Raw genomic sequence first — 20358 nt, 5'->3', positions numbered from 1 at the left:
GACGGCCCCCGCATACCCCACCCAGCAGAGAAGGAATCTCCCGTGTCCGTGACCGGAACGAAGCACCACACCCTGCACTCCGTCGCCGTCGCCGCCCCGGCCGCGGTCGTGTACGGCATCGTCGCCGATGTCGCCAAGTGGCCGCAGTACTTCGGCCCCAACGTGCATGTCGAGCACCTGGAGCAGGACGCGTCCGCCGAGCGCATCCGGATCTGGGCGACCGCCAACGGCGCGGTCAAGAACTGGGTGTCGCGCCGCACCTTCGACGCCGAGGGCCTGCGCGTCGACTTCCGCCAGGAGGTCTCGGCGCCGCCGGTGGCGTCCATGGGCGGCGCCTGGGTGGTGTCCCCCGTGGGCGACGGCACGTCGCTGCTCGAACTCCACCACGACTTCTCCGCCGTCGACGACGACCCTGAGCACGTCGAGTGGATCAAGGCTGCGGTGGACCGCAACAGCGCCACCGAGCTGAGCAACATCAAGGAACTGGCCGAGCAGCACGAGCGGCTGGACGAGCTGGTCTTCACCTTCGACGACACCGTGCACATGAAGGCGGACGGCCGCGACGTCTTCGACTTCCTCGACCGCGCGGACCTGTGGCCCCAGCGGCTGCCGCACGTGGCCCGCCTGGACCTGACCGAGGACGAGCCGGGTGTCCAGGTGATGGCCATGGACACCAGCACCGCGGACGGTTCGGTGCACACCACCGAGTCGGTCCGGGTGGTCTTCGCCCCGGACCGCATCGTCTACAAGCAGACCACCGTCCCCGGGCTGATGACGGCGCACACCGGCCGCTGGACCGTCGCCCCGTCCGGTGACGGCGTCGACGTGACCTCGCGCCACACCGTCACGCTGAAGCCGTCCGCCGTGGAGAAGATCCTCGGCGAGGGCAGGACCGTCGCCGACGCCCGCGCGTACGTGCACCGCGCGCTGTCCACCAACAGCACCAACACCCTAAAGCTGGCCCGCGCGCACGCGGAGGCGCTCCGTGGCTGACGCCCTGCCCGACGTGCCCGGCCGACTCGACCAGCTGCTGTCGCGGGCCGCGGCGGCCCACCCCGCCCGCCGGGCCGTGGTGACCGACGAGTCCGAGTTGGACTACGCGACGCTCGACGCCCGGGTGGACACCGTGGCGGCGGCTCTCCAGTCGTTGGCGCCCGAGCCGTCCGTCGTCGCGGTGGGTTCGGTGCTGCACCCCGACTTCGCCGTCGCCTACTACGCGGCCGTGCGGGCCGGACACACGGTCGCCGTGGTCAACCCGCTGTTGCGCGAGGAGGACCTGCTCCACGTGCTCGCGCTGAGCCGGGCCAAGATCGCGCTCGTCGACCCGATCCTGAACTCCCGCCTGGACAAGGTGCGGAGCGGACTGCCGGGGCTGCACGACGTCGTGCTGATCGGCGCCGGCACCGACGGGCTCGCCGGGCTCACCGCCGACGCCCCGCCGGCCCCGTCGGGCCGGGGCCCGCAGGACACCGCCGCGCTGCAGTTCACCAGCGGTACGACGGGCCGGCCGAAGGCGGTCCGGCTCAGCCACCGCAACGTGACGGTCAACGCGGCGCAGATCGCCCTGGCCCACAAGCTCGACGGCGACACGGTCACCCTCAACCACCTGCCGACGTACCACCCGATGCACCTCAACTCGGCGATCGCGGCGGGTGCCACCCAGGTGCTGTGCGCCTCCCCGGAGCCGTACGCCGCGCTCATGGCCGCCAACCGGCACCGGGCCACCGTCCTCTACAGCCTGCCGGTGCGGCTCGCCCGGCTCGCGGCCGACCCGGACCTCGGCTCCGTCACGCTGAACACCGTGCGGCGGATCGCGTCCGGCGGTTCGGGGCTGCCGGTCCCGGCCGCCCGCCGGCTGACCGAGCGGTTCGGCATCCCGGTGTTCCAGGGCTACGGACTGGCCGAGACCTCCCCGCTGACCCACAGCGACGACCCGGACCACCCGGTGCACGGCTCGGTGGGCACCCCGGTCGCCGGGACACGGTGCCGGGTCGTGGACCTGGACACCCGGCAGGTGCTGCCTGCCGGATCGGCCGGCGAGGTGCAGCTCTTCGGGCCGCAGGTGATGCAGGGATACGCCGGCGGGCCGGACGGCACGGGGCTCGAAGCGGACGGCTGGCTGAGCACCGGTGACGTCGGCCGGACCGACGAGGCCGGCCGGCTGTTCCTGGTGGACAGGCTCGGTGACGTCTTCAAGTGCGACAACTTCCTGGTCGCTCCCTCCGACGTGGAACGGGTGCTGCGGCGTGATCCCCGGGTCGCGGACGTCGTCATCGTCGAGGTGCCCGATCCCGCGCACGGCTCGGTCGCCGGCGCGCTGGTGGTCCTCGCGGACACCACCCCCGAGGACGCGCTGGCGGACGTGGTGGCCACCGCCAACGACGCGCTGCCGTACTACCAGCACGTCCGCGAGGCCGTCACGCGCGAGCGCATCCCGCGCTCCGGCAACGGCAAGATCCAGCGCCGCACGCTTGCCCACGAACTGACCGGCCGCCAGTCCGTCGCCGGCTGACCGAGGAGAGGTACTCCGTATGTCCTTCACCGTCATCAACACGTTCACCCTCAAGGACCCCGCGGACGCCGAGGCGTTCGAGGCCCGCTTCCTCACCCACGTGGAGTGGATGCGCTCCCGGCCCGGGTTCCTCGCGCACCAGGCGGTGCGCGCGGCGGACCGTCCCGAGGTGTACGTCAACCTCGGCTGGTGGGAACGGCCCGAGGACTTCCAGGCGGTGCTCGCGAGCGACACGTTCAAGGAGCACGCCGAGGAGTTCCACCGGATCGTCGACGTCGACGCCGACCCGTCGATGGGTCTGATGCGCCTCGACGGCGCGGCGGGCGGGCGCGGGGACGCGTTGTCCGTGGACTTCCTCACCGTGGGCGGCGACCGCGACGCCTTCGTGGCCGCCTGGCGTGCGTACGCGACGGCCGCCGCGGAGCTGGAGGGTTTCGTCGCCGCCGACCTCGCCGCCTCGCTGTTCGCCCGCCCCGGCGGGTTCACCGCGCTCACCCGCTGGCGCTCGGCCGGGGCTGCTGACGCGGCACGGCTGCTGCCCGCGTACGCGGCGGTCGCGGAACTCGCCGAGGTGCGCACCGTGCCCGCCGCCCACCTCGCGGGCGACCGGGCCCCGTTCGCACCGGCCGGCGCCTGAGCGGCGCCTGCGCGGCGCGGCACCGACCCTCCGCCGTGAGGGAGAGAAGGGATTCACCATGGAGTACCGCCGTCTCGGCTCATCGGGACCGGTGGTGAGCCGCGTCGCCTTCGGGAACTCGCTGACCGCGGGCAACCAGCTGGACGACCGGACCGCCACCGCCTGTGTACGGGCCGCGCTCGACGCGGGCATCACCACGTTCGACACCGCGGACGCCTACTCCGGGGGCCGGGCCGAGGAACTCCTCGGCCAGGCCCTGGCCGGGGAGGACCGCGACTCCGTCGTGATCTGCACCAAAGTGGGCCGGGGCGGCGGGAAGCCGGGTCCGGGTGCGCTGTCGGCCGCCCGCATCGCCGAGAGCCTGGACGGGTCGCTGCGGCGCCTCGGTACCGGGCACATCGACCTCTACCAGGCCCATCTGTACGACGACGCCACCCCGCTCGAAGAGACCATGCGGGCCTTCGCCGACGCCGTCGCGGCGGGCAAGGTCCGCCATGTGGGGGTCTCCGAGTGGGCCGCGGACGAGATCGGCCGCGCGGCCGTGCTCGCGCGCGAACTCGGTGTCCCGCTGGTCTCCAACCAGCCGCAGTACTCGATGCTGTGGCGGGTCATCGAGGCCGAGGTGGTCCCGGCCTGCGAGCGGCTCGGCATCGGCCAGATGGTCTGGTCCCCGCTGGCCGGCGGGGTACTGACCGGAAAGTACCGGCCGGGCGTCCGGCCGCCGGCCGGGTCCCGCGCGGTCGCCGCCCAGGGCGGCGAGACCTCCATCAAGCGCTACGACTTCCTGTCGGACGAGGTGCTGACCGCCGTCGGCCGGGTCGCCGCGCTGGCCGACGAGGCCGGACTGCCGCTTCCCCAGCTGGCGTTGGCCTGGGTGCTGAGCCACGCACAGGTCGCCACGGCGGTGATCGGCGCGTCCGCACCCGAGCAGATCGCCCGCAACACCGCCGCCGTCACACGGACCCTCGACGCCGAGCTGCTGCGCCGGATCGACGCCGCGCTCGGCCCCGTGGTGGTCCAGGACCCCGCGCTGACCCTGAGCCGGATGCTCCGCGCCCGGGCCGCCGGCCCCGTTCCCACCCCCTCCCCCGCCCCACTCCGAGAGGCAGCTCTGTGAGCACTTCCACGACCGAACGGGAGATCCACCGCACCCGTGCCGCGATCGACGTCGACGCCCCGGCCGAGTCCGTCCACCGGGCGCTGACCGACGTGGCCGGCTGGCCGGTGCTGTATCCCTGGATCGCGCACACCGAAGTCGTCGCCCAGGAGGGCCTGGACGACACCGTGAAGTTCTGGGCGGTGCGTCCGGGGCCGGAGGGCGGGCTGCGGATCTGGACCTCCACCCGCACCGTCGACCCGGCCGCCCTGCGCATGGAGTTCACCCAGCAGGGCTCGGTGGGCCCGATCAGCGAGCTGGGCGGCACCTGGGACTTCGTGCCGCTGCCCGGCGGCGGCTGCCGGGTGGAGTCGGGGCACTGGTTCACCACCGAGGCGGACCCGGCGGACACCGCGGGCGAGCTCGACCGGCACGGCGGCCTCCAGATGCGCACCCTCAAGGCGCAGACCGAGCACCCGACGGCGCTGACCTCGGACGTCGTCCGGGTGCAGGACAGCACGGTGGCCGAGGGCACGGTCGCGCAGGTGCACGCCCGGCTGCTGGGCGCGCTGCCGCCCCGCGTGGGCGAGGAGAGCGCCTGGTTCGGCACCGCCGACGGAGTCCCGGCCGTGCAGATCGAGCACGGGGGTCACACGCTGGTGCAGAAGCTGCTCACCCCGCCCGGCCCGGCCACGCAGTACCGGCGGCGATGGCGGCTCACCGGGGCACCGGACGGGGTCCGGGTGACGGTGGACGTGCTGGCAGTGGCCACCGAGGGCCACGGCCTGGTGCGCGAACGGGCCGTCGCGGACGTGCGGGCGGCGCTCGCCTCGGCCGGGCAGCGATGACCGCCGAGGCCGCGGAGCTGCCGGCACCGAACGACGTGCGGGAGGACCGCTCCCAGGTGTGCGTCGTGGGGGCCGGCCCGGCCGGGCTGACGCTGGCCCTGCTGCTGCTGAGGTCCGGGGTGCGAGTCACCGTCGTCGAACGGTCCCGCTCCCAGCAGAGGGCGTTCCGCGGGGAGATCATCCAGCCCGGGGCCATGAGGATCCTCGACCGGCTGGGGGTCCTCGAAGGCGCCCGGGCACGCGGCTGCCACGAGCATTCCCGCTTCCGGCTCGTGGAGGGCGAACGGGTGCTGCTCGACATCGACTACCGCGCGCTGCCCGCCCCGTACGACCATCTCCTGTCCCTGCCGCAGGCCCATCTGCTCACCGAACTGCTCCTGAAGTGCGAAGAGTTCCCGCACTTCCGTTACGTGGAGGGTTGTCGGGTGAACGGGCTGCTGCGGGACGGGCAGGGCCGGATCACCGGTGTGAGCGCCGACGGGCACACCTTCCGCACCGAGGTGGTGGTGGCGGCCGACGGCCGGTTCTCCAAGGTGCGCCGGCTCGCCGGGATCGAAGCGGGCCGCACGGAGGCGTTCGACCAGGACGTGCTCTGGTTCAAGCTGCGCAGGACCACCCCGGACACCGGCCACGACGTGCGGGTGTTCAGGAGCGGGGGCACCAGCCCGGTGCTCTCGTACGGATCCTGGCCCGACAGTGTGCAGGTCGGCTGGACGCTGCCGCACCAGGGCTACAAGGCCGTCGTCGCGCAGGGGCTCGGGCATGTGAAGGAGCAGCTGGCGAAGGCGGTGCCGGCGTATGCGGAGCTGATCGACGAGCAGATCACCTCGCTGCGCGACCTGAGCCTGCTCGACGTGTTCTCGGGGCGGGCCGAGCGCTGGGCCGACGACGGCCTGGTGCTGATCGGCGACGCGGCGCACACCCACAGCCCGATCGGTGCGCAGGGCATCAACCTGGCGGTGCAGGACGCGGTCGTGCTGCATCCGCTGCTGGTCGAGGCGGTCGGGCGGGGCGACGCGAGCGCGGCGTTCCTCTCCCGGTTCGAGGAGCGGCGGTCGCCGGACATCGCGACGATGATGCGGATCCAGGGCCTCCAGAGCAAGGCGATGCTGTCGACGGGCACCTTCGCGACGCGGGTGCGCCCGAAGCTCGCGGGTGTCGTCAGGCACACCCCGCTGTACGGCAAGGTCCTGCGCACGATCGCCTTCGGCAACCCGTCGGTGACGGTGGCGGAGGAGCTCTTCGCCGCCTGAGCACGGCCGCTTACGCAAAGGGAGGGGGCCAGGTCCGGTGGACCTGGCCCCCTCCCTCGTGTGTGGGTCAGACGTGCGCGGTCTCGGTGCGGGCCGAGTCGACGACGGCCCGGTAGAGGCCGCCCTTCACCTCGGCGTGCACCGCCATGGTCTTGGAGTCCGCGGCCATCTCCGGGCTCCGCAGCACCGGCAGGTATGCCTGGGGGCCGCTCCACCAGCCGATGTTGACGTAGGCGCTGGTCTCCCGGTCGGAGTGCACCAGCTGGTGGCCGAGGAAGCCCTCGTGGGACTTCACGAAGGAGAGGTGGCCGAGGAAGGAGGCCTCGAAGGCCTGCTGGTCGGCGCCCTCGCGCAGGGTGAAGGTGGTCAGCGCCACGGCCGCGTCCTCGGCCGGCACGGCGAGCGCGCCGAGCCCGTCCGCCGCGCTCTCGCCGGCCAGCACCGGGCCGTGCACGCTGGTGATCGCGGCGAGGTAGACGAAGCGGCTGCTGACGGCGGTGAAGAACTGCCAGTCGCCGACCACCGTGCGGTGGGCGTCGGCGTCGCGCCACCAGGTGAGGATGACGAAGGTGTCGGGCTCCTTGATGCCCCGCAGCAGCGCGGTGCGCAACAGTCCGTCCTTGGTGGAGACGGCCTCCTTGTACTTGGTGTACGCCTTCTCGAACTCCGCGCCCTTCGCCTTGTGCTTCTCCTTGAGGACGAAGTGTGCGACGGCGACGACGGGGGTGTTCGGCTCGTTCATGGGGTGGTCCTTCCGCTTCTTCGGATGCGTGGGGTTCTGGGCGGGGCGGGTGCGTGGTGCTCAGGGACGGAGGTGCTTCGGACACAGGGGTCACACGCCCACCGGACGCGGCCGGTCCGCGTAGGCGTGCACGTACTTGTCGAGGACCGCGCGGTAGTAGTCGGGGCCGAAGCCGAGCCCGTAGACCGGCGGCACGAGGCGGCACAGCTTGTCGATGGAGACGGGCTGGGCGCCGGAGGCCTGGACGTAGGACTTCTCGGCGACGGTGCCGAGCAGGCCCTCCAGGTGCGTGACGACGTCCTCGATGCGCGGCGCGTGGCCCGACGCGACGTTGACGACGTCGCGGGTGCGGCCGTCGACGAGCAGGGTGTGCACGATCTTGATGACGTCCTCGACGTCGATCAGGTCGCGCTGCGCCCCGCGGTGCACCTGGAGCCGGCCTTCGACCAACTGCCGCACGAGAGAGGGCAGCAGCTGGTGTGCGGGCTGGTGGAATCCGACGACGTGCGACAGGCGCAGGATCAGGTACTCGACGTCGGAGGACTTCACGACCGCTTCGAGGGAGAGCTTGTGGCGGCCGTAGAGGGTCGCAGGATAGACCGGGCCGTCCTCGCGCCCGGGTGAGGCGCCGGGCACCGAGTACATTCCGGCGGACGCCGTCGAGAAGAACACCAGGCGTTTGCCGTGTTTCTCGCAGTACCTCAGCACCTCGTACAGGCGGGCGGACTCCCGGGTGTACTGCTCCGGCGGGATGTCACCGGCGGCCGAGACTCCGGCAGCCAGCGCCACCACATCGGGGTGGTGGCCGGCGATGCCTGCCAGGTGTCCGGCCAGAAAGCCCCTGCCGACAATCTCCATGGGGTGGGTCAACTCCTCTTGTGGGGCTGGGGCCTCTCGTTCGGATCATGCCGGGCTCGCGGGCTCCGGTCCCTGATCCGGCCTAATCCGAACGAAAGACCCTCGTGAGCTCGTTTCAGGAAGCGCCGGCGGTGGCCGGCCGGTCCGCCCAGGCGGGGATGGAGAGGATCTCCAGGATTGCCGCGGTGAGGGTGTAACCCGCTCCGCCGCCGTAGAGCATCACGTGGTCGCCGGCCTTCAGCGCGCCGGTGAGCAGCAGGTTCTCCAGCCCGGCGGCCCAGTCGCCGGCGCCTATGTGGCCGCTGCGGCGGGCGAAGTCCCAGGTGGTCTCGGACTCGTCGACGCCGAGCAGGTGGTGGATCTGGAAGGGGCCCTTGATCCGGCCGGTCGACGGGATGACGACGTAGGCGATGTCGTCGATCTCCAGGCCGGCGTCGTCCAGGACCGCCTGCTTGGCCTCCTGCATCACCTTGCCGAAGCGGATGTTGGTGAGGGTCTCGTCGCTGACGGCCTTCTGTGCGTCGCCGCGGGCGGTGAGGTCGATCTGCTCGCCTGCCGCCCGGGAGACCGGGCCGAAGGGCTCCTCGCCGCGGGCCATCGGCTCCAGGGAGTTGTCCGCGACGGTCGCGGTGGCGACGAGCCGGGCGAAGCCGCCCTCGGTGGACAGGACGGTGGCCGTGGCGCCGTCGGCGTAGGCGTTGCCGTGCCGCAGCTGCCAGCGGTTCGCGCCGGGGCCGCCGAAGCGGTCCGCGGTGGTGAGCATGACCGCGCTGCCCTTGCCGTAGCCGACCGTCAGGTGGGCCGCGGCCAGGTCGAGGCCGCTGATCCCGATGTTGCAGCGCTGCTGCACGTCGAGCCCGGGCACGGTCGCGCCCACGGTCCGCTTGGCGATGTAGGACGCGGCGGGCCAGATGTCGAGGCCCTGGAACCAGGTGCTGCCGTGCAGCAGCAGGGAGTACGCGGACTTGGACAGACCGGCGCGCTCGTGGGCCGTGCGACCGGCGGCGACGGCCATGTCCGGCGGCGCGGTCCAGCCCTCCTCGGGGCTCTCCCGGGCGATGCGCACGGACTCGTAGCCGAAGTCGTCGATCCACTCCTGGCCGCACTCACCGGCCGCGACGGCCTCCGCCACCGGCACCGGGTCGGGCAGCCAGCTGCCCAGACCGGCGACATAGATCTCGTTCCAACGCATCCAGCTGCTCCCCTGCTCGGCGGTTCCGGTTCCTCGAAGGGCCGGTCCCTCTCAGGGCACTCGGCATGCGCCCAAAGGTCGCCACCGGCTCTCGAATCGGACTTGAGTACGGGCGGGGAACCCGCGCACCACCGCGGCTCCAGCGCGATTCGAGCGGCGGAGGTCACGCTCTGGGCCATGACCGACCGGGCTGCCTGCCGGCTGCCCCCGCCCCGACCCGGAGACCGACGTGCGCATTCTGTTCACCGCCCATGCCGGCAAGTCGCATCTGCGTCTGCTGATGCCCCTGGCCCAGGCCGCGGTCCGGGCCGGGCACACCGTCGCCGTCGCCGACGACGCGTCCATGCGGGAGGAGACCCTCAGCTACGGGCTGGAGTTCTTCCCCGCCGGCGTCGACTGGGCCACGGACCCCTTCTGCGTCGAGGCGATGGCGGGCCCGCTGCTGGACGGCGACCAGGAGGCCTACGAGAGGGGCCTCGTCGACTGCTGCCTCGGGCCGCCCGCGCTCACCGCCGCCCGGGACATCCTCGACCTCGCCCGTCACTGGCGCCCCGACCTCGTCGTCCGCGAGGGCGAGGAACTGGGCGGCTACCTGGCCGCCGAGGCGCTCGGCATCCCGCACGTCGCCGTGGCCGGAGGCTCCACCCACCTGCTGACGCCCGCGGTGACGCACGAACGGCTGAACGCGCTGCGTGCCGCGTTCGGGCTGCCCGCCGACCCGGCCGCCGACACCGCGTACAAGCACCTGCTGGTGAGCTGGCTGCCGGCCCGCTGCACCGGGGGCGAACTGGCTCCGGGCACGCTGCGCCACTACCGGCAGACCACCCCCTACCGCAGCGACGACGGCACCCTGCCCTGGCTCGCGGAACTGCCGGAGGACAGGCCGGTGGTGTACGCGTCCATCGGGACGATCGCACCCTCGATGCCCTGGCAGTCCGAGGAGCTGCTGCGCGCGGTGATCGAGGCGGTGTCCGGGATCGACTGCACGGCCCTGGTCTCGGTCGGCGTGGGCCGCGACGCCGCGGACTTCGGCCCGGTGCCCGGCCATGTGCGGCTGCTCACCGAGTGGGTGCCGCAGGACGTGCTGCTGGAGAGCGCCGACGTGTTCCTCACGCACGGCGGCCACAGCGGCGTCCGCGAGGGACTGCGCAGCGGCACCCCGATGCTCGTCACACCGATGTACGACGACCAGCCGCACTCCGCCGGGCTGTGCGCCGCCGTGGGCAGCGGCATCGGCCTGCCCGCGGACGAGGCGACCGGCGCGAGTGTCGGCGAGGCGCTGCGCAGGCTGCTCACCGAGCCGGCGTTCCGGCGCCGGGCCGCCGCCGTACGCCGGGAGATCCTCGCCTGCCCGCCCGTCGAACAGCTCGTCACCGATCTCGAAGCACTCGTCGCCGCCACCGCGGCCAAGGAGGAGACATGCGCGTCCTCGTAACGGCCTTGGTCTCCAGCCACCTGGTCCCGATGGTGCCGCTGACCTGGGCACTGCGGGCGGCCGGCCATCAGGTGCTGGTCGCCGGTGACGCCGAACTCGTGGGCTTCGCCGCAGCCGCGGGTCTGGACACCCGGCTGGTCGGCGGCGGGGAGACCCGGCAGCGGCTGACCCGGCCGGGCGCCGTGGCGATGCCCGACCGGGCAGGGATGGAGCGGCGGGCCGACTCCGAGTGGGACGCCGTCGGCGAGCGCTGGCGCACCCGGCTCGGCGGCTACCTCGACGACCTGGTACGGCTCGGCCGGGACTGGGAACCCGATCTCGTCATCACCGACCCGGTGGAGTTCGGCGGTCTGGCCGTCGCGGGTGTGCTCGGCGTGCCCGGGATCGTGCACCGCTGGGGACCGGACGACTTCACCAGCCCGCTGCTGAGCCGGGCGAAGGAGCAGCTCCACGAGCTGTGCACCGGCTACGGCGCCGAGGGCTTCCCCGACCCGGCTCTCCTCATCGACCCGAGCCCCGCCTCCCTGCTGCCCGGCGGCGACAACGCCCCCGGCCTGCTGTCGCGTTACGTGCCCTACTGCGGCACCACCGAGCTGCCGGACTGGGCGGTGACACGGCCCGCACGCCCGAGAGCCCTGATGTGTCTGGGCATGTGGCACGGCCGGGTGCTCGCCGACACCGGTGAGCTGCCGCTGGGCTTCCGGCACGTCCTGGACGCCTGCACCGCGCAGGGCCTCGACGTGCTCTTCCCGATCGACGCCAAGTACCACGCGGCACTCGACGGGATCCCGTCCTCGGTCCAGGTCGTCGACCGTTTCCCGATCGGTCCGCTGATGCGCCACACGTCCGCCGTCGTCCACCACGGTGGCAGCGGCACGAGCATGACCGCCTTCGCCTCCGCGGTGCCGCAGCTGGTACTGCCGGGGGACAAGCCGTTCCTGCGGACCACCGGCCGGCTCGTGCAGGAGTCGAAGTCCGGACTCTGCCTGGCCGACGAGGCCGAGCAGCACGACCCTCGGGCCGTCGGGGATGCCCTGGCCGCCCTGCTCGGCGACGACCGCCATGCGCAGGCCGCGCGGGAGATCCGCACGGAGATCGAGGACCTGCCAGGCCCCACGGAACTGGTACCCATTTTGGAAGGGCTGATCTGACATGCGTTCACTCACACAGGAAAGGGCTCAGGTGCCACCCCCCGCGCAGCACAGCACGGCCCGTCCGCGGTCGTCTTCAAGGATGTCGTCAAGAGCTACGGGAGCGTCCGTGCCGTCGACGGGATCGATCTGACGATCGCCCGCGGCGAGACGGTCGCCCTCCTCGGCCCCAACGGAGCCGGCAAGTCCACCGCGATCGGGATGCTCCTCGGTCTCTTCCCGCCGGACTCCGGCACCATCGAGGTCTTCGGCAAGAAGCCCGAACTCGCCATGCGTGCCGGGCACCTGGGCGCCATGCTGCAGGAGGGGAAGATGATTCCCCGGGTCTCGGTGCGCGAGCTCGTCAACTTCGTGCGCCAGACCTACCGCGACCCGCTGCCGCTGGCCGAGATCCTGGAGCTTGCCGAGCTCACGAAGATCGCCGACCGCAAGGTGGACCGGCTCTCCGGCGGGCAGGCCCAGCGGGTCCGGTTCGCACTCGCGCTGGCCGGGGACCCGGACCTGGTGGTGCTGGACGAGCCGACGGCCGCGCTGGACGTGGAGTCGCGGCGCGACCTGTGGGCCGCCATGCAGCGCTACGCCGAGCGCGGCAACACGGTGCTGTTCTCGACCCACTACCTGGAGGAGGCCGACGACAGCGCCGACCGGGTCGTCGTGATCGCCGCCGGGCGGGTGGTCGCCGACGGCACCACCTCGCAGATCAAGTCCATGATCGAGGGCCGCACGGTCAGCTTCGTCCCGCGCGAGGGCTCCCGTGACGGGCTCGACCTCCTGCCGGGGGTCAGCTCCGTGGAGTTCCACGGCGGCCGGGTCCACCTGCGGACCAACGACTCCGACTCGACGGTGCACGCCCTGTCGCGCGCCGACGCCTTCACCGACCTGGAGGTCTCGGGCGTCGGCCTGGAGGAGGCCTTCATCGCACTGACCCACCAGTCGCGCCACGCGCCCGCTCCGGAAGGGCAGACCCGCTGATGCTCGGATACATCCGTCTCGAAATCCTGCGGCTCGTCCGCAACGGCGGCTACCTCATGATGAGCCTCGTCATGCCGGTCGGCCTCTACGTCACCCTCGCGGGCGGCGGCCCCGACCAGGAGTCCCTGGTGCGCTCGATGGTCGGCGCGGCCGCGTTCGGCGCGCTCGGTGTCGTCATCACCAACGGCACCGGGATCGCCGAGGACCGCTCGCTCGGCTGGCTGCGCCAGCTGCGGCTCACCCCGCTCTCACCGGTGCAGGTGGTGGTCGCCCGCGGCGCCGTCGCCACCTGCCTCGGCATCCTGCCGATCCTGGTGATCGGTCTGATCGGCGCGTTCTACCGCGGTGTCGAACTCGGCGTGGGCACCTGGCTGGAGATCTTCCTGCTGCTGTGGGTGGGCATCGCCCCGCTCGCGATGCTCGGCATCGGCATCGGCTACCTCTTCAAGGCGCAGCTCGCGCAGATCGCCGGCACCGTCTCCTACCTCACGCTGACGCTGCTCGGCGGGCTGATGATGCCGACGGACACGCTGCCCGAGTGGCTGCGTCCGCTGTCCACCGAGACGCCGGTCTACCGCTACGCGCAGCTGTCCTGGGACGCGGCGGCCCACACCGCGCCGAGCGGCACCGCGCTCGGGGTGCTCGCCCTGTGGACGGCGCTGTTCGCCGCCTTCGCGGCGTTCGCCTACCGCAGAGGCGGCCGGCAGGCCTGAGCAGGGCTCGAAAGGCCGCACCACCACACGCACGTGCCCGCGGGGACCGGTCCCCGCGGGCACTTCGGCGTTCGTACGGAACGCGAGCCGCGTTCGAGCGGGCACGCCCATCCTTGCCCTGCCACTGACCGTACGCGATGGAGCGAGGCACCTGAATGCGCGTGTTGTTCGTGGGCCACGGCCCGGCCCATGTCCCCTGGATCATCCCCCTCGCCTGGGCGTGCCGCCTGGCCGGACACGAGGTCCGGGTGGCGGTGCGGCCCCAGTGCGTGGCGCCGGTCGTCCGGGCCGGTCTGGTGGCGGTGCCCATCGGTGACGAGGCCCGTGCGGGCGCCGCCGCCGCCCGGCAACTCGGCCTGGGCCCGGGCAGGCTGCGGGCCCCGGCACAGGCCGCCGCGGTCCTCGACCCCGACCTGAGCGAGATGCTCGTCGAGAAGATGATCGCCGTCGCCGACACCCTGACCGACGACCTCGTGGACTTCGCCCGCTTCTGGCGCCCGGACATCGTGGTGCACGACACCGCAGCCGCGGCGGGGCTCGTGGCGGCCGCCGCCGTCAAGGTCCCCGCGGTGGGCCACACCTGGGGGGTGTCCCTCGGGGTGACGTGCGAGGACGAGTCGCAGCTGCGCCCCTCCTACGCCGGGCTGTTCGAGCGGTTCGGGCTCGATCCGGTCGTCGGCCCCGCCGTGTGGATCGACCCCTGCCCGCCGGGGCTCCGCCCGCCGCACGGGGTGCGCCGGGCCGACATGCGGTTCATCCCGTTCGCCGGTCCGGCGGCGCTGCCCAAGTGGCTGCGCACGGACCGTGCGTCCGGCCGGCCGCTCGTCTGCGTCACCGGCGGGGTCACCACGAGTGCGCTGGACGAGGTGCGCGACCAGGTGGTCGCGGCACTGCGCGGCCTGGACGCCGAGGTCGTCCTCGCCGTCACTCCCGAACAGGCCGCGTTGACCGGCCCGTTGCCCGACGGCGTGCGGCTGGCGGAGTCCTTCCCGCTGGACGTCCTGCTCGCGCACTGCGACGCGCTGGTGCACCACGGCGGTGTCGGCAGCGGCCTGATCGCCGTCACCCACGGACTGCCGCAGCTGCTCCTTCCGCAGAACGCCTTCCAGGAGCACTGGTCCGACCTGGTCCGCGCCTCCGGAGCCGGCATCGCGCTGCCCGCCGACGCGGGCGAGGGCGAGGCCGCCGCGGCCGTGCGGGACCTGCTGGCCCGGTCCTCCTACCGGGAGCGGGCGCGGTCGCTGCGCGACGAGATCGACGCGATGCCCATCCCCGACCAGCTCGTGGGCTTCCTGGAGGAGTGCGCGAGAGCCGGTCACACGGACGTTCCCACGCATCAGGAGGCGGGAAGACGATGACTGTACTGCTCGAACCCACCACGGACGCATCCCCGTTCGTCCGGGGTGACACGATGCACGGCCTGTTCCAGGACGCGGCCCGCCGCTTCCCGTCGGCAACCGCACTTGCCCATCGCGGGGTTCACGTCACCTACCGTGAACTGGACGCCGCTTCGGACGGTTACGCGGCGCTGCTCCAGGCGCGGGGCGTGCGCCGCGGCGACCTGGTGCCCGTGCTCATGGAGCGCGGCGCCCCGCTGATCGCGATGCTGCTCGCCCTGTTCAAGTGCGGGGCCGGCTACTCGTACCTCGACACCCGCTGGCCCGTCGACCGGCTGACGGGACAGATCCGCCAGCTCGCGCCGCCGCTGCTGGTGACGGCGGTGCCGGGCGACTGGCCGGTGCCCGCCTGGGCGCCGCCGGCCGAGGACCTCACCGTCACCGCCGCCCGTGGGCTGCGTCCCGCACCGGTCGGGACGACCGGCTCCGACGCCTGCTCGGTCTTCTTCACCTCCGGCTCCACCGGCACCCCCAAAGGCGTCGTCTCCACCCACGAGAACGCGGTGCGCCTCTTCGACACGGACTTCTACGCCGAGCTGGGCCCCGGCACCGTGATGCCGCAGACCGCTCCCCCGGCCTGGGACGGCTTCACCCTCGACTGCTGGAGCATGCTGCTGACCGGCGGCACGACCGTGCTCCTGGACGAGACGGTCCTCGTACCGCGCACCCTGCGGGCACTGATCGCCGAGGAGGGTGTGAACGCCGCGTTCATGACGACGCAGCTGTTCAACATGCTGGTCACCACCGATGTCGGCGCCTTCGCCGGCCTGAAGTGGCTTTCCATGGGCGGCGAACGGGCCGCCCCGACCCGGGTACGGAGCTTCCTCACCGCACACCCCGGGATCCGCCTGATCAACGTGTACGGGCCGGTGGAGTGCGGGGCGATGGTCACCACCCGCACCATGTCCCTGGAGGACTGCGACGACCCTGCGGGCATCCCGCTCGGCACGGTGCTGCCGCACACCGAGGTGTACGTCCTGGACGGGACCCGGACGTGCGCCCCGGGCGAGACCGGCGAACTGTGCCTGGGCGGCCCGGGTCTGGCCCGCGGCTACCTCGGCGGCGCCGCGCAGACCGACGCGGCGTTCGTCATGACCGAGGCCGGGGGAAGCGGCAGCGCCTCTACCGCACGGGCGACCTGGGCAACCGGTCGGCCGAGGGCGTCTTCCACTACACCGGCCGCGCCGACCGCCAGATCAAGATCCGGGGACACCGGATCGAGCCCGGCGAGGTGGAGCGCACCGTGGAGCGGGTCGCGACGGTGACCGGCGCCGTGGTCGTGCCGATACCGAAGGCCGACGGGTCGTACCACGGCCTCGCGCTCTTCTACACCCACGCCGCCGCCGGCGGCATCGGCCCGGACGAGCTGCGGGAGCACCTCGCCGGGCTGCTGCCCGAATATCTGGTGCCCCGCCGGGTGCAGCAGGCCGGTGCGTTCCCGCAGCTGGCCAACGGCAAGATCGACCGGCGCGCCCTGGCTGCGACGGTCCGCGCCGAGGACCCCGGTCACGGACCCGAGGAGGTCCTCGCCGGGACGGCTGCCGAGGTCGCCGACGCCTTCCGGACGGTGCTCGAAGTGACCCGGGTGCCGGACGGCGTCTCGTTCTTCGAGCTCGGCGGCAGTTCGCTGGACGCGGCCCGGCTGTGCCAGCAGCTGGACGAGCGGCTCGGCGCGGCCGTCCAGCCCTCGCAGATCTTCCGCACCCCGACCGTGCGCCGCCTCGCCGAGTGGCTGGACGCCACGGCCCGGACCGACGCGACCGCCACGGACGCCGTGCCTGGCCTGAACCCGGGCGAGATCCTGCTGCCCCCGGAGCAGGCCGGTTTCCTGTTCGCGGCCGCCCATGACAAGGACGGGCTCGGTGGGATGTGCCGGCTGACGTGGTGGCTGCGCGGCCGGGTCGACCTCGACGCGCTGGAGGCCGCCGCCGGCGATGTCCACGCACGCCACCAGGCCCTCTACGCGCGGTACCTGATCCGCGACAACGCGATCGGTTACGCCGTGGTGCCCGACGACCCGGGCGCCGCCGAGCTGATCCGGCTGCCGGACGCCCCCGACGAGGAGTCGGCGACCGCCGCCTGGCTCGCCGCCGCGTTCACCCCGCTGTCCGTGCGGGACGGCAAGGTGTGGCGGTGCGCTGCCGTGCGTGCCCGGGACACCGGACGCGTGCTGTTCGGGCTGGTCGCCCACCACGTGGCCTTCGACGGCGCGTCCGAGACGATCCTCGCCGCCGACCTGTCCTTCGCGTACGCCGCCCGGCTCGCAGGCCACGCCCCGCGGTTCGCCGCACCGGCGGCCACCGTCGCCGAGGTGTCGGCCGACCACCGCAGGGTGCTGTCCCGGGTGGACCTGGCAGCTCAGGAGGCCTACTGGGAGGACCAGTTGGAGCTGCTGGAGCCCCTCGAACTGCCGGGCCGCGACGACAACGACCGCAACGCCGGGCCCGGATACTCGGCCGCCCGGACCCTGACCGGCGCCGAGCTCGCCCGCTGGGACGAGCGGGCACGCGCCCTGGGCACCACGAGGTTCGCGGTGCTCGCCGCGCAGTTCGGCCTCGTCCTGCGCGCGCTCACCGGCCAGGACGACATCACGGTCAAGGTGCCGGCCGCCCGCCGGGGCAGCGCGGTGCTGGCGACCGCCGTCAGCTGCCGGGTCAACCTGCTCTACCTGCGGTTCTGGCCGCCGCACCAGGAGAGCGACGGCGGACTGCTGGAGCGGGCCGTGGCCAGTACCGACGACGCCCTGGCCGCGCAGGAGACCGGCGGCGCGCAACTGGCCCGCACCGTGGTCCTGACCGGCGGGGGCGCCGCGCTGCGGCCGATGCCGAGCTTCCTCACCCAGGACGACCCCGACCCCCGGCTCCGTCTCCCCGGCTGCACGGCCGAGCTGTACCGGATCGGCTCACCCACCATGTTCACCGAGCTGGAGCTCGACGTCCGCACCACCACCGCCGGCGCCCTGATCACCGCGACGGTGCGCACCGACCGGATCCCGCCGACGGTCGCGGACCAGGTGGCGGACTCCTACGCCGACGCACTGCGCCGCGGACCGGCCGGACCGGCCGCACGCCCAGCCGACCCCATCACCCCCGAGGACACCCCATGCGCGTACTGATGCTGAGCAGTCCCGAGTCCACCCACTTCACCTGCATGGTGCCGCTGGCCTGGGCCCTGCGGGGCGCCGGGCACGAGGTCCTGGTGGCCGGACAGCCGGACATCGTCCCGATGGCCCGCTCCGCCGGCCTCAACACCGTCTCCGTGGGACGCCAGTTCTTCGGCAAGGACCTGCTCACCCCGCCGCTGCCGCCGGACAAGCGGCCGGTCGAGATCGTCGGACCGCTCACCCCGAAGATGACCATGATCGGCTCCCGGGTCTGGGTGCTGCACTCCCGCTACATGGCGCCGCGCTACCTGGAGGTCGCCGAGCGGTTCAAGCCCGATCTGGTGGTCTCGGAGATCTTCGACTGGAGCGGCTGCGTCGTCGGCGGCGCGCTGGGCATCCCCGTGGTCTCGCACCGCTGGGGCGTCGACCCGATGAGCCATCTCATGCGGGCGACGGCGGAGGACCTGCTGAGGGGAATGTGCGAACGGCTCGGCATCGAGGGCGGACTGCCCCAGCCGGACCTGCTGCTCGACCCGGCGCCGCCGGAGCTGCTGGTCCACGGCGCCCCGGCCGGGGCGCCCATCCGGCACATCCCGTTCAACGGGACCGGCGCGGTGCCGGCCCGGCTGCGCGAACGCGGTGACCGGCCGAGGGTCTGCGTGTCGATGGGGCGCCAGACCATCGCGCTCGGCGGGCTGCCGATGTTCCGCGGCATCATCCGGGCCTTCGGGGACCTTCCGGAGACCGAGGCGGTGATGACCGTGCAGGAGGAGTTCCTGGACCAGCTGGGCACCCTGCCGTCGAACGTCTCGATCATCCCGCCGACCCCGCTCAACGGGTTCATCGACACCACGGACGCGGTGGTGACGCACGGCGGCGCCAACACCCTGCTCACCGTGGCGAGTTTCGGTGTCCCGCAGCTGATCCTGCCGCAGCTGGTCGACCAGTTCGAGGGCGGCGACCTGCTGACCGCGGCCGACGCCGGGCTCTCGCTGAGGGACGCCGACGCGCAGAACGACCCCGCCCAGGTGGCCGGCGCCGTCCGCACGCTGCTCGCCGACGAGCGGTTCACGAAGGGCGCCCGGTCCCTCGCCACCTCCATGGCCGCCATGCCCAGCCCCGCCGACGTCGTCCGTGACCTGGAGAACCTCCGATGCGCGTACTGATCACCAGCACCCCCGTCGCCACCCACTTCCTGCCCATGCTGCCGCTGATCCGGGCACTCGGTGCCGCGGGCCACGAGGTCCTCGTGGCCGGACAGCCCGACGTGACCGGCCCCGCCCGCGACGCCGGCCTGGAGACCGCCACCTTCGGGGACGCCTTCCACGCCGTCGACCTGCGGCGCGGCCGGCTGCCCGAGGGCGTGCGGCCCATCGAGGTGCTCGGCCGGCCGCCGGCCCAGCAGATCGACGGCGCGGCCCAGATGTGGCGCAACCACGCCCCGTACTTCCTGTACGACTACCTGGAGCTCGCCCGCGAGTGGCGTGCCGACCTGATCCTGTCCGAGCACATGGAGTACGCCGGACCCGTGATCGGGAAGGTGCTGGGCGTACCGAGCGTCTGGCACCGCTGGGGTACGGCCCCGACCAGTGAGTTCATGCTCGGCCAGACCAGGATGTGGCTCGGTCCGCTGTGCGAACGGCTGGGCCTGGACTCCGTACCGGCGCCCGACCTGGTCCTCGATCCGGCGCCCCCCGCGCTGGCGGGCACGGACGCGCCCGACGCCCTGCCCGTCCGCCCTGTCCCGCACACCGGCGAGGGATCGCCGTGGCGCTGGAGCGGGCCGTCCGGGCGACGCGTGGTGGTGGCGCTCGGCGGATACGCCCTGGAGCTGGGCGGCGCCGCGCTGGTCCGCCGGATCGCGGACGCGCTCGGCGCGGCGGGCGGGGTGGAGGCGGTGGTCAGCGCACCCGAGACGTACCGGGCCGCGATCGGTGCGCTGCCGGCGGGCCTGACGTACACCGGGCGGACCGCGCCCGGGCTGCTCTTCCCGGGTGCCGATCTGGTGGTCCACCACGGGGGTCCCGGCTCCACCCTGGGGGCCGCCGCGCTCGGTGTCCCCCAGCTGGTGCTCCCCCAGCTCGGGGACGCCTTCGTCGCCGGCGACCGGGTGGCCGCGGCCGGTGCCGGCATCACGCTCGACTCGGCCGCCGCCCAGAACAGCGACCGTGAACTCGGCCGGGCGGTGACGGCGTTGCTGACCGGCGACGCGTACCGCAAGGCGGCGGGGCGGGTGCGTGCACAGATCGAGGCCATGCCCGGTGCGGAGGTCCTGGTGCCCCTGCTGGCGGGACTGACGACAGCACAGGAGGTGACGGCATGAGCACGGACGTGTCAGCGGAAGCGGCCGCCGGGCGGAAGGCGCCGAAAGGCGGCGCCCCGGCTGAGCAGGCCAACGCGACGAAGGCCCCGCGGAGAAGAAGCCCGCGGAGAAGAAGCCCAACCCCTT

At 73.1% G+C, this 20358-nt stretch carries 18 protein-coding genes; 15 read left to right on the top strand and 3 right to left on the bottom strand.

Going from position 1 to position 20358, the window contains the following annotated elements:
• The first annotated feature begins 48 nt into the window (after positions 1–48).
• Genes LNW71_RS22225 through LNW71_RS22200 form a run of 6 tightly spaced genes read left to right on the top strand, consistent with a single transcriptional unit; the run spans position 49 to position 6346 of the window.
• A complete protein-coding gene (locus LNW71_RS22225) occupies positions 49–993 on the top strand; it encodes an aromatase/cyclase (protein WP_250969831.1) in 945 nt (314 codons plus the stop codon).
• Positions 986–2512: a class I adenylate-forming enzyme family protein gene (locus LNW71_RS22220; protein WP_250969830.1), complete on the top strand. Its 1527-nt coding sequence runs from the start codon at positions 986–988 to the stop codon at positions 2510–2512. Before LNW71_RS22225 ends, LNW71_RS22220 begins: the two co-directional genes overlap by 8 nt.
• Before the next feature lie 19 nt (positions 2513–2531).
• Positions 2532–3149, top strand: coding sequence for an antibiotic biosynthesis monooxygenase family protein (locus tag LNW71_RS22215; protein ID WP_250969829.1), 618 nt, complete (start codon positions 2532–2534; stop codon positions 3147–3149).
• Between the two features lie 58 nt (positions 3150–3207).
• The gene (locus LNW71_RS22210) at positions 3208–4266 is read left to right on the top strand and encodes an aldo/keto reductase (RefSeq protein ID WP_250969828.1); all 1059 of its coding nucleotides are present in this window, start codon (positions 3208–3210) and stop codon (positions 4264–4266) included.
• Positions 4263–5093 (top strand): SRPBCC family protein, encoded by an 831-nt coding sequence (locus LNW71_RS22205; RefSeq protein ID WP_250969827.1) that lies wholly within the window; start codon positions 4263–4265, stop codon positions 5091–5093. Before LNW71_RS22210 ends, LNW71_RS22205 begins: the two co-directional genes overlap by 4 nt.
• Positions 5090–6346, top strand: a complete 1257-nt coding sequence (locus LNW71_RS22200; protein ID WP_250969826.1) for an FAD-dependent monooxygenase — start codon at positions 5090–5092, stop codon at positions 6344–6346. Before LNW71_RS22205 ends, LNW71_RS22200 begins: the two co-directional genes overlap by 4 nt.
• Before the next feature lie 67 nt (positions 6347–6413).
• Here the strand turns inward: LNW71_RS22200 and LNW71_RS22195 are convergent, their stop codons facing one another.
• From LNW71_RS22195 to LNW71_RS22185, 3 genes are all read right to left on the bottom strand, one after another.
• Positions 6414–7088, bottom strand: a complete 675-nt coding sequence (locus LNW71_RS22195; protein WP_250969825.1) for an antibiotic biosynthesis monooxygenase family protein — start codon at positions 7086–7088, stop codon at positions 6414–6416.
• Positions 7089–7178: 90 nt separating this feature from the next.
• Positions 7179–7946: an NAD-dependent epimerase/dehydratase family protein gene (locus LNW71_RS22190; protein WP_250969824.1), complete on the bottom strand. Its 768-nt coding sequence runs from the start codon at positions 7944–7946 to the stop codon at positions 7179–7181.
• Positions 7947–8061: 115 nt separating this feature from the next.
• On the bottom strand, positions 8062–9138 hold the full coding sequence (locus LNW71_RS22185; protein WP_250969823.1) for a ketoacyl-ACP synthase III family protein: 1077 nt from the start codon (positions 9136–9138) through the stop codon (positions 8062–8064).
• 229 nt (positions 9139–9367) lie between these two features.
• Between LNW71_RS22185 and LNW71_RS22180 the strand changes: the two genes are divergently transcribed.
• The 9 genes from LNW71_RS22180 to LNW71_RS22140 all read left to right on the top strand — a co-directional run bounded on the left by LNW71_RS22180 (position 9368) and on the right by LNW71_RS22140 (position 20232).
• A complete protein-coding gene (locus LNW71_RS22180) occupies positions 9368–10573 on the top strand; it encodes a glycosyltransferase (protein ID WP_250969822.1) in 1206 nt (401 codons plus the stop codon).
• Positions 10558–11724: a nucleotide disphospho-sugar-binding domain-containing protein gene (locus LNW71_RS22175; RefSeq protein WP_250969821.1), complete on the top strand. Its 1167-nt coding sequence runs from the start codon at positions 10558–10560 to the stop codon at positions 11722–11724. Before LNW71_RS22180 ends, LNW71_RS22175 begins: the two co-directional genes overlap by 16 nt.
• A gap of 123 nt (positions 11725–11847) precedes the next feature.
• Positions 11848–12696, top strand: coding sequence for an ABC transporter ATP-binding protein (locus LNW71_RS22170; protein ID WP_250972102.1), 849 nt, complete (start codon positions 11848–11850; stop codon positions 12694–12696).
• The gene (locus LNW71_RS22165) at positions 12696–13409 is read left to right on the top strand and encodes an ABC transporter permease (protein ID WP_250969820.1); all 714 of its coding nucleotides are present in this window, start codon (positions 12696–12698) and stop codon (positions 13407–13409) included. The genes LNW71_RS22170 and LNW71_RS22165 overlap by 1 nt, the downstream gene beginning before the upstream one ends.
• Before the next feature lie 155 nt (positions 13410–13564).
• Entirely contained in the window at positions 13565–14767 is a 1203-nt protein-coding gene (locus LNW71_RS22160; RefSeq protein WP_250969819.1) for a nucleotide disphospho-sugar-binding domain-containing protein, read from the top strand.
• Positions 14764–16071, top strand: coding sequence for an AMP-binding protein (locus LNW71_RS22155; protein WP_250969818.1), 1308 nt, complete (start codon positions 14764–14766; stop codon positions 16069–16071). The genes LNW71_RS22160 and LNW71_RS22155 overlap by 4 nt, the downstream gene beginning before the upstream one ends.
• Positions 16050–17921 carry a condensation domain-containing protein gene (locus tag LNW71_RS22150; protein WP_250969817.1) on the top strand — a complete coding sequence of 624 codons (1872 nt, stop codon included), beginning with the start codon at positions 16050–16052 and terminating at the stop codon, positions 17919–17921. Before LNW71_RS22155 ends, LNW71_RS22150 begins: the two co-directional genes overlap by 22 nt.
• Positions 17909–19075: a nucleotide disphospho-sugar-binding domain-containing protein gene (locus LNW71_RS22145; RefSeq protein WP_250969816.1), complete on the top strand. Its 1167-nt coding sequence runs from the start codon at positions 17909–17911 to the stop codon at positions 19073–19075. The genes LNW71_RS22150 and LNW71_RS22145 overlap by 13 nt, the downstream gene beginning before the upstream one ends.
• Positions 19063–20232, top strand: a complete 1170-nt coding sequence (locus LNW71_RS22140; RefSeq protein ID WP_250969815.1) for a nucleotide disphospho-sugar-binding domain-containing protein — start codon at positions 19063–19065, stop codon at positions 20230–20232. The genes LNW71_RS22145 and LNW71_RS22140 overlap by 13 nt, the downstream gene beginning before the upstream one ends.
• Positions 20233–20358: the final 126 nt, after the last annotated feature.

Origin of the sequence: Streptomyces sp. RKAG290 (assembly GCF_023701695.1) — a bacterium.
Taxonomy (GTDB): domain Bacteria; phylum Actinomycetota; class Actinomycetes; order Streptomycetales; family Streptomycetaceae; genus Streptomyces.
This window is presented reverse-complemented; position numbering and strand designations above follow the sequence as displayed.

Coding starts and splice junctions, on each gene's coding strand:
- LNW71_RS22215 (WP_250969829.1), top strand. CDS start 2,532: ATGTCCTTCACCGTCATCAACACGTTCACCCTCAAGGACCCCGCGGAC.
- LNW71_RS22210 (WP_250969828.1), top strand. CDS start 3,208: ATGGAGTACCGCCGTCTCGGCTCATCGGGACCGGTGGTGAGCCGCGTC.
- LNW71_RS22200 (WP_250969826.1), top strand. CDS start 5,090: ATGACCGCCGAGGCCGCGGAGCTGCCGGCACCGAACGACGTGCGGGAG.
- LNW71_RS22195 (WP_250969825.1), bottom strand. CDS start 7,088: ATGAACGAGCCGAACACCCCCGTCGTCGCCGTCGCACACTTCGTCCTC.
- LNW71_RS22190 (WP_250969824.1), bottom strand. CDS start 7,946: ATGGAGATTGTCGGCAGGGGCTTTCTGGCCGGACACCTGGCAGGCATC.
- LNW71_RS22185 (WP_250969823.1), bottom strand. CDS start 9,138: ATGCGTTGGAACGAGATCTATGTCGCCGGTCTGGGCAGCTGGCTGCCC.
- LNW71_RS22175 (WP_250969821.1), top strand. CDS start 10,558: ATGCGCGTCCTCGTAACGGCCTTGGTCTCCAGCCACCTGGTCCCGATG.
- LNW71_RS22165 (WP_250969820.1), top strand. CDS start 12,696: ATGCTCGGATACATCCGTCTCGAAATCCTGCGGCTCGTCCGCAACGGC.
- LNW71_RS22160 (WP_250969819.1), top strand. CDS start 13,565: ATGCGCGTGTTGTTCGTGGGCCACGGCCCGGCCCATGTCCCCTGGATC.
- LNW71_RS22155 (WP_250969818.1), top strand. CDS start 14,764: ATGACTGTACTGCTCGAACCCACCACGGACGCATCCCCGTTCGTCCGG.
- LNW71_RS22145 (WP_250969816.1), top strand. CDS start 17,909: ATGCGCGTACTGATGCTGAGCAGTCCCGAGTCCACCCACTTCACCTGC.
- LNW71_RS22140 (WP_250969815.1), top strand. CDS start 19,063: ATGCGCGTACTGATCACCAGCACCCCCGTCGCCACCCACTTCCTGCCC.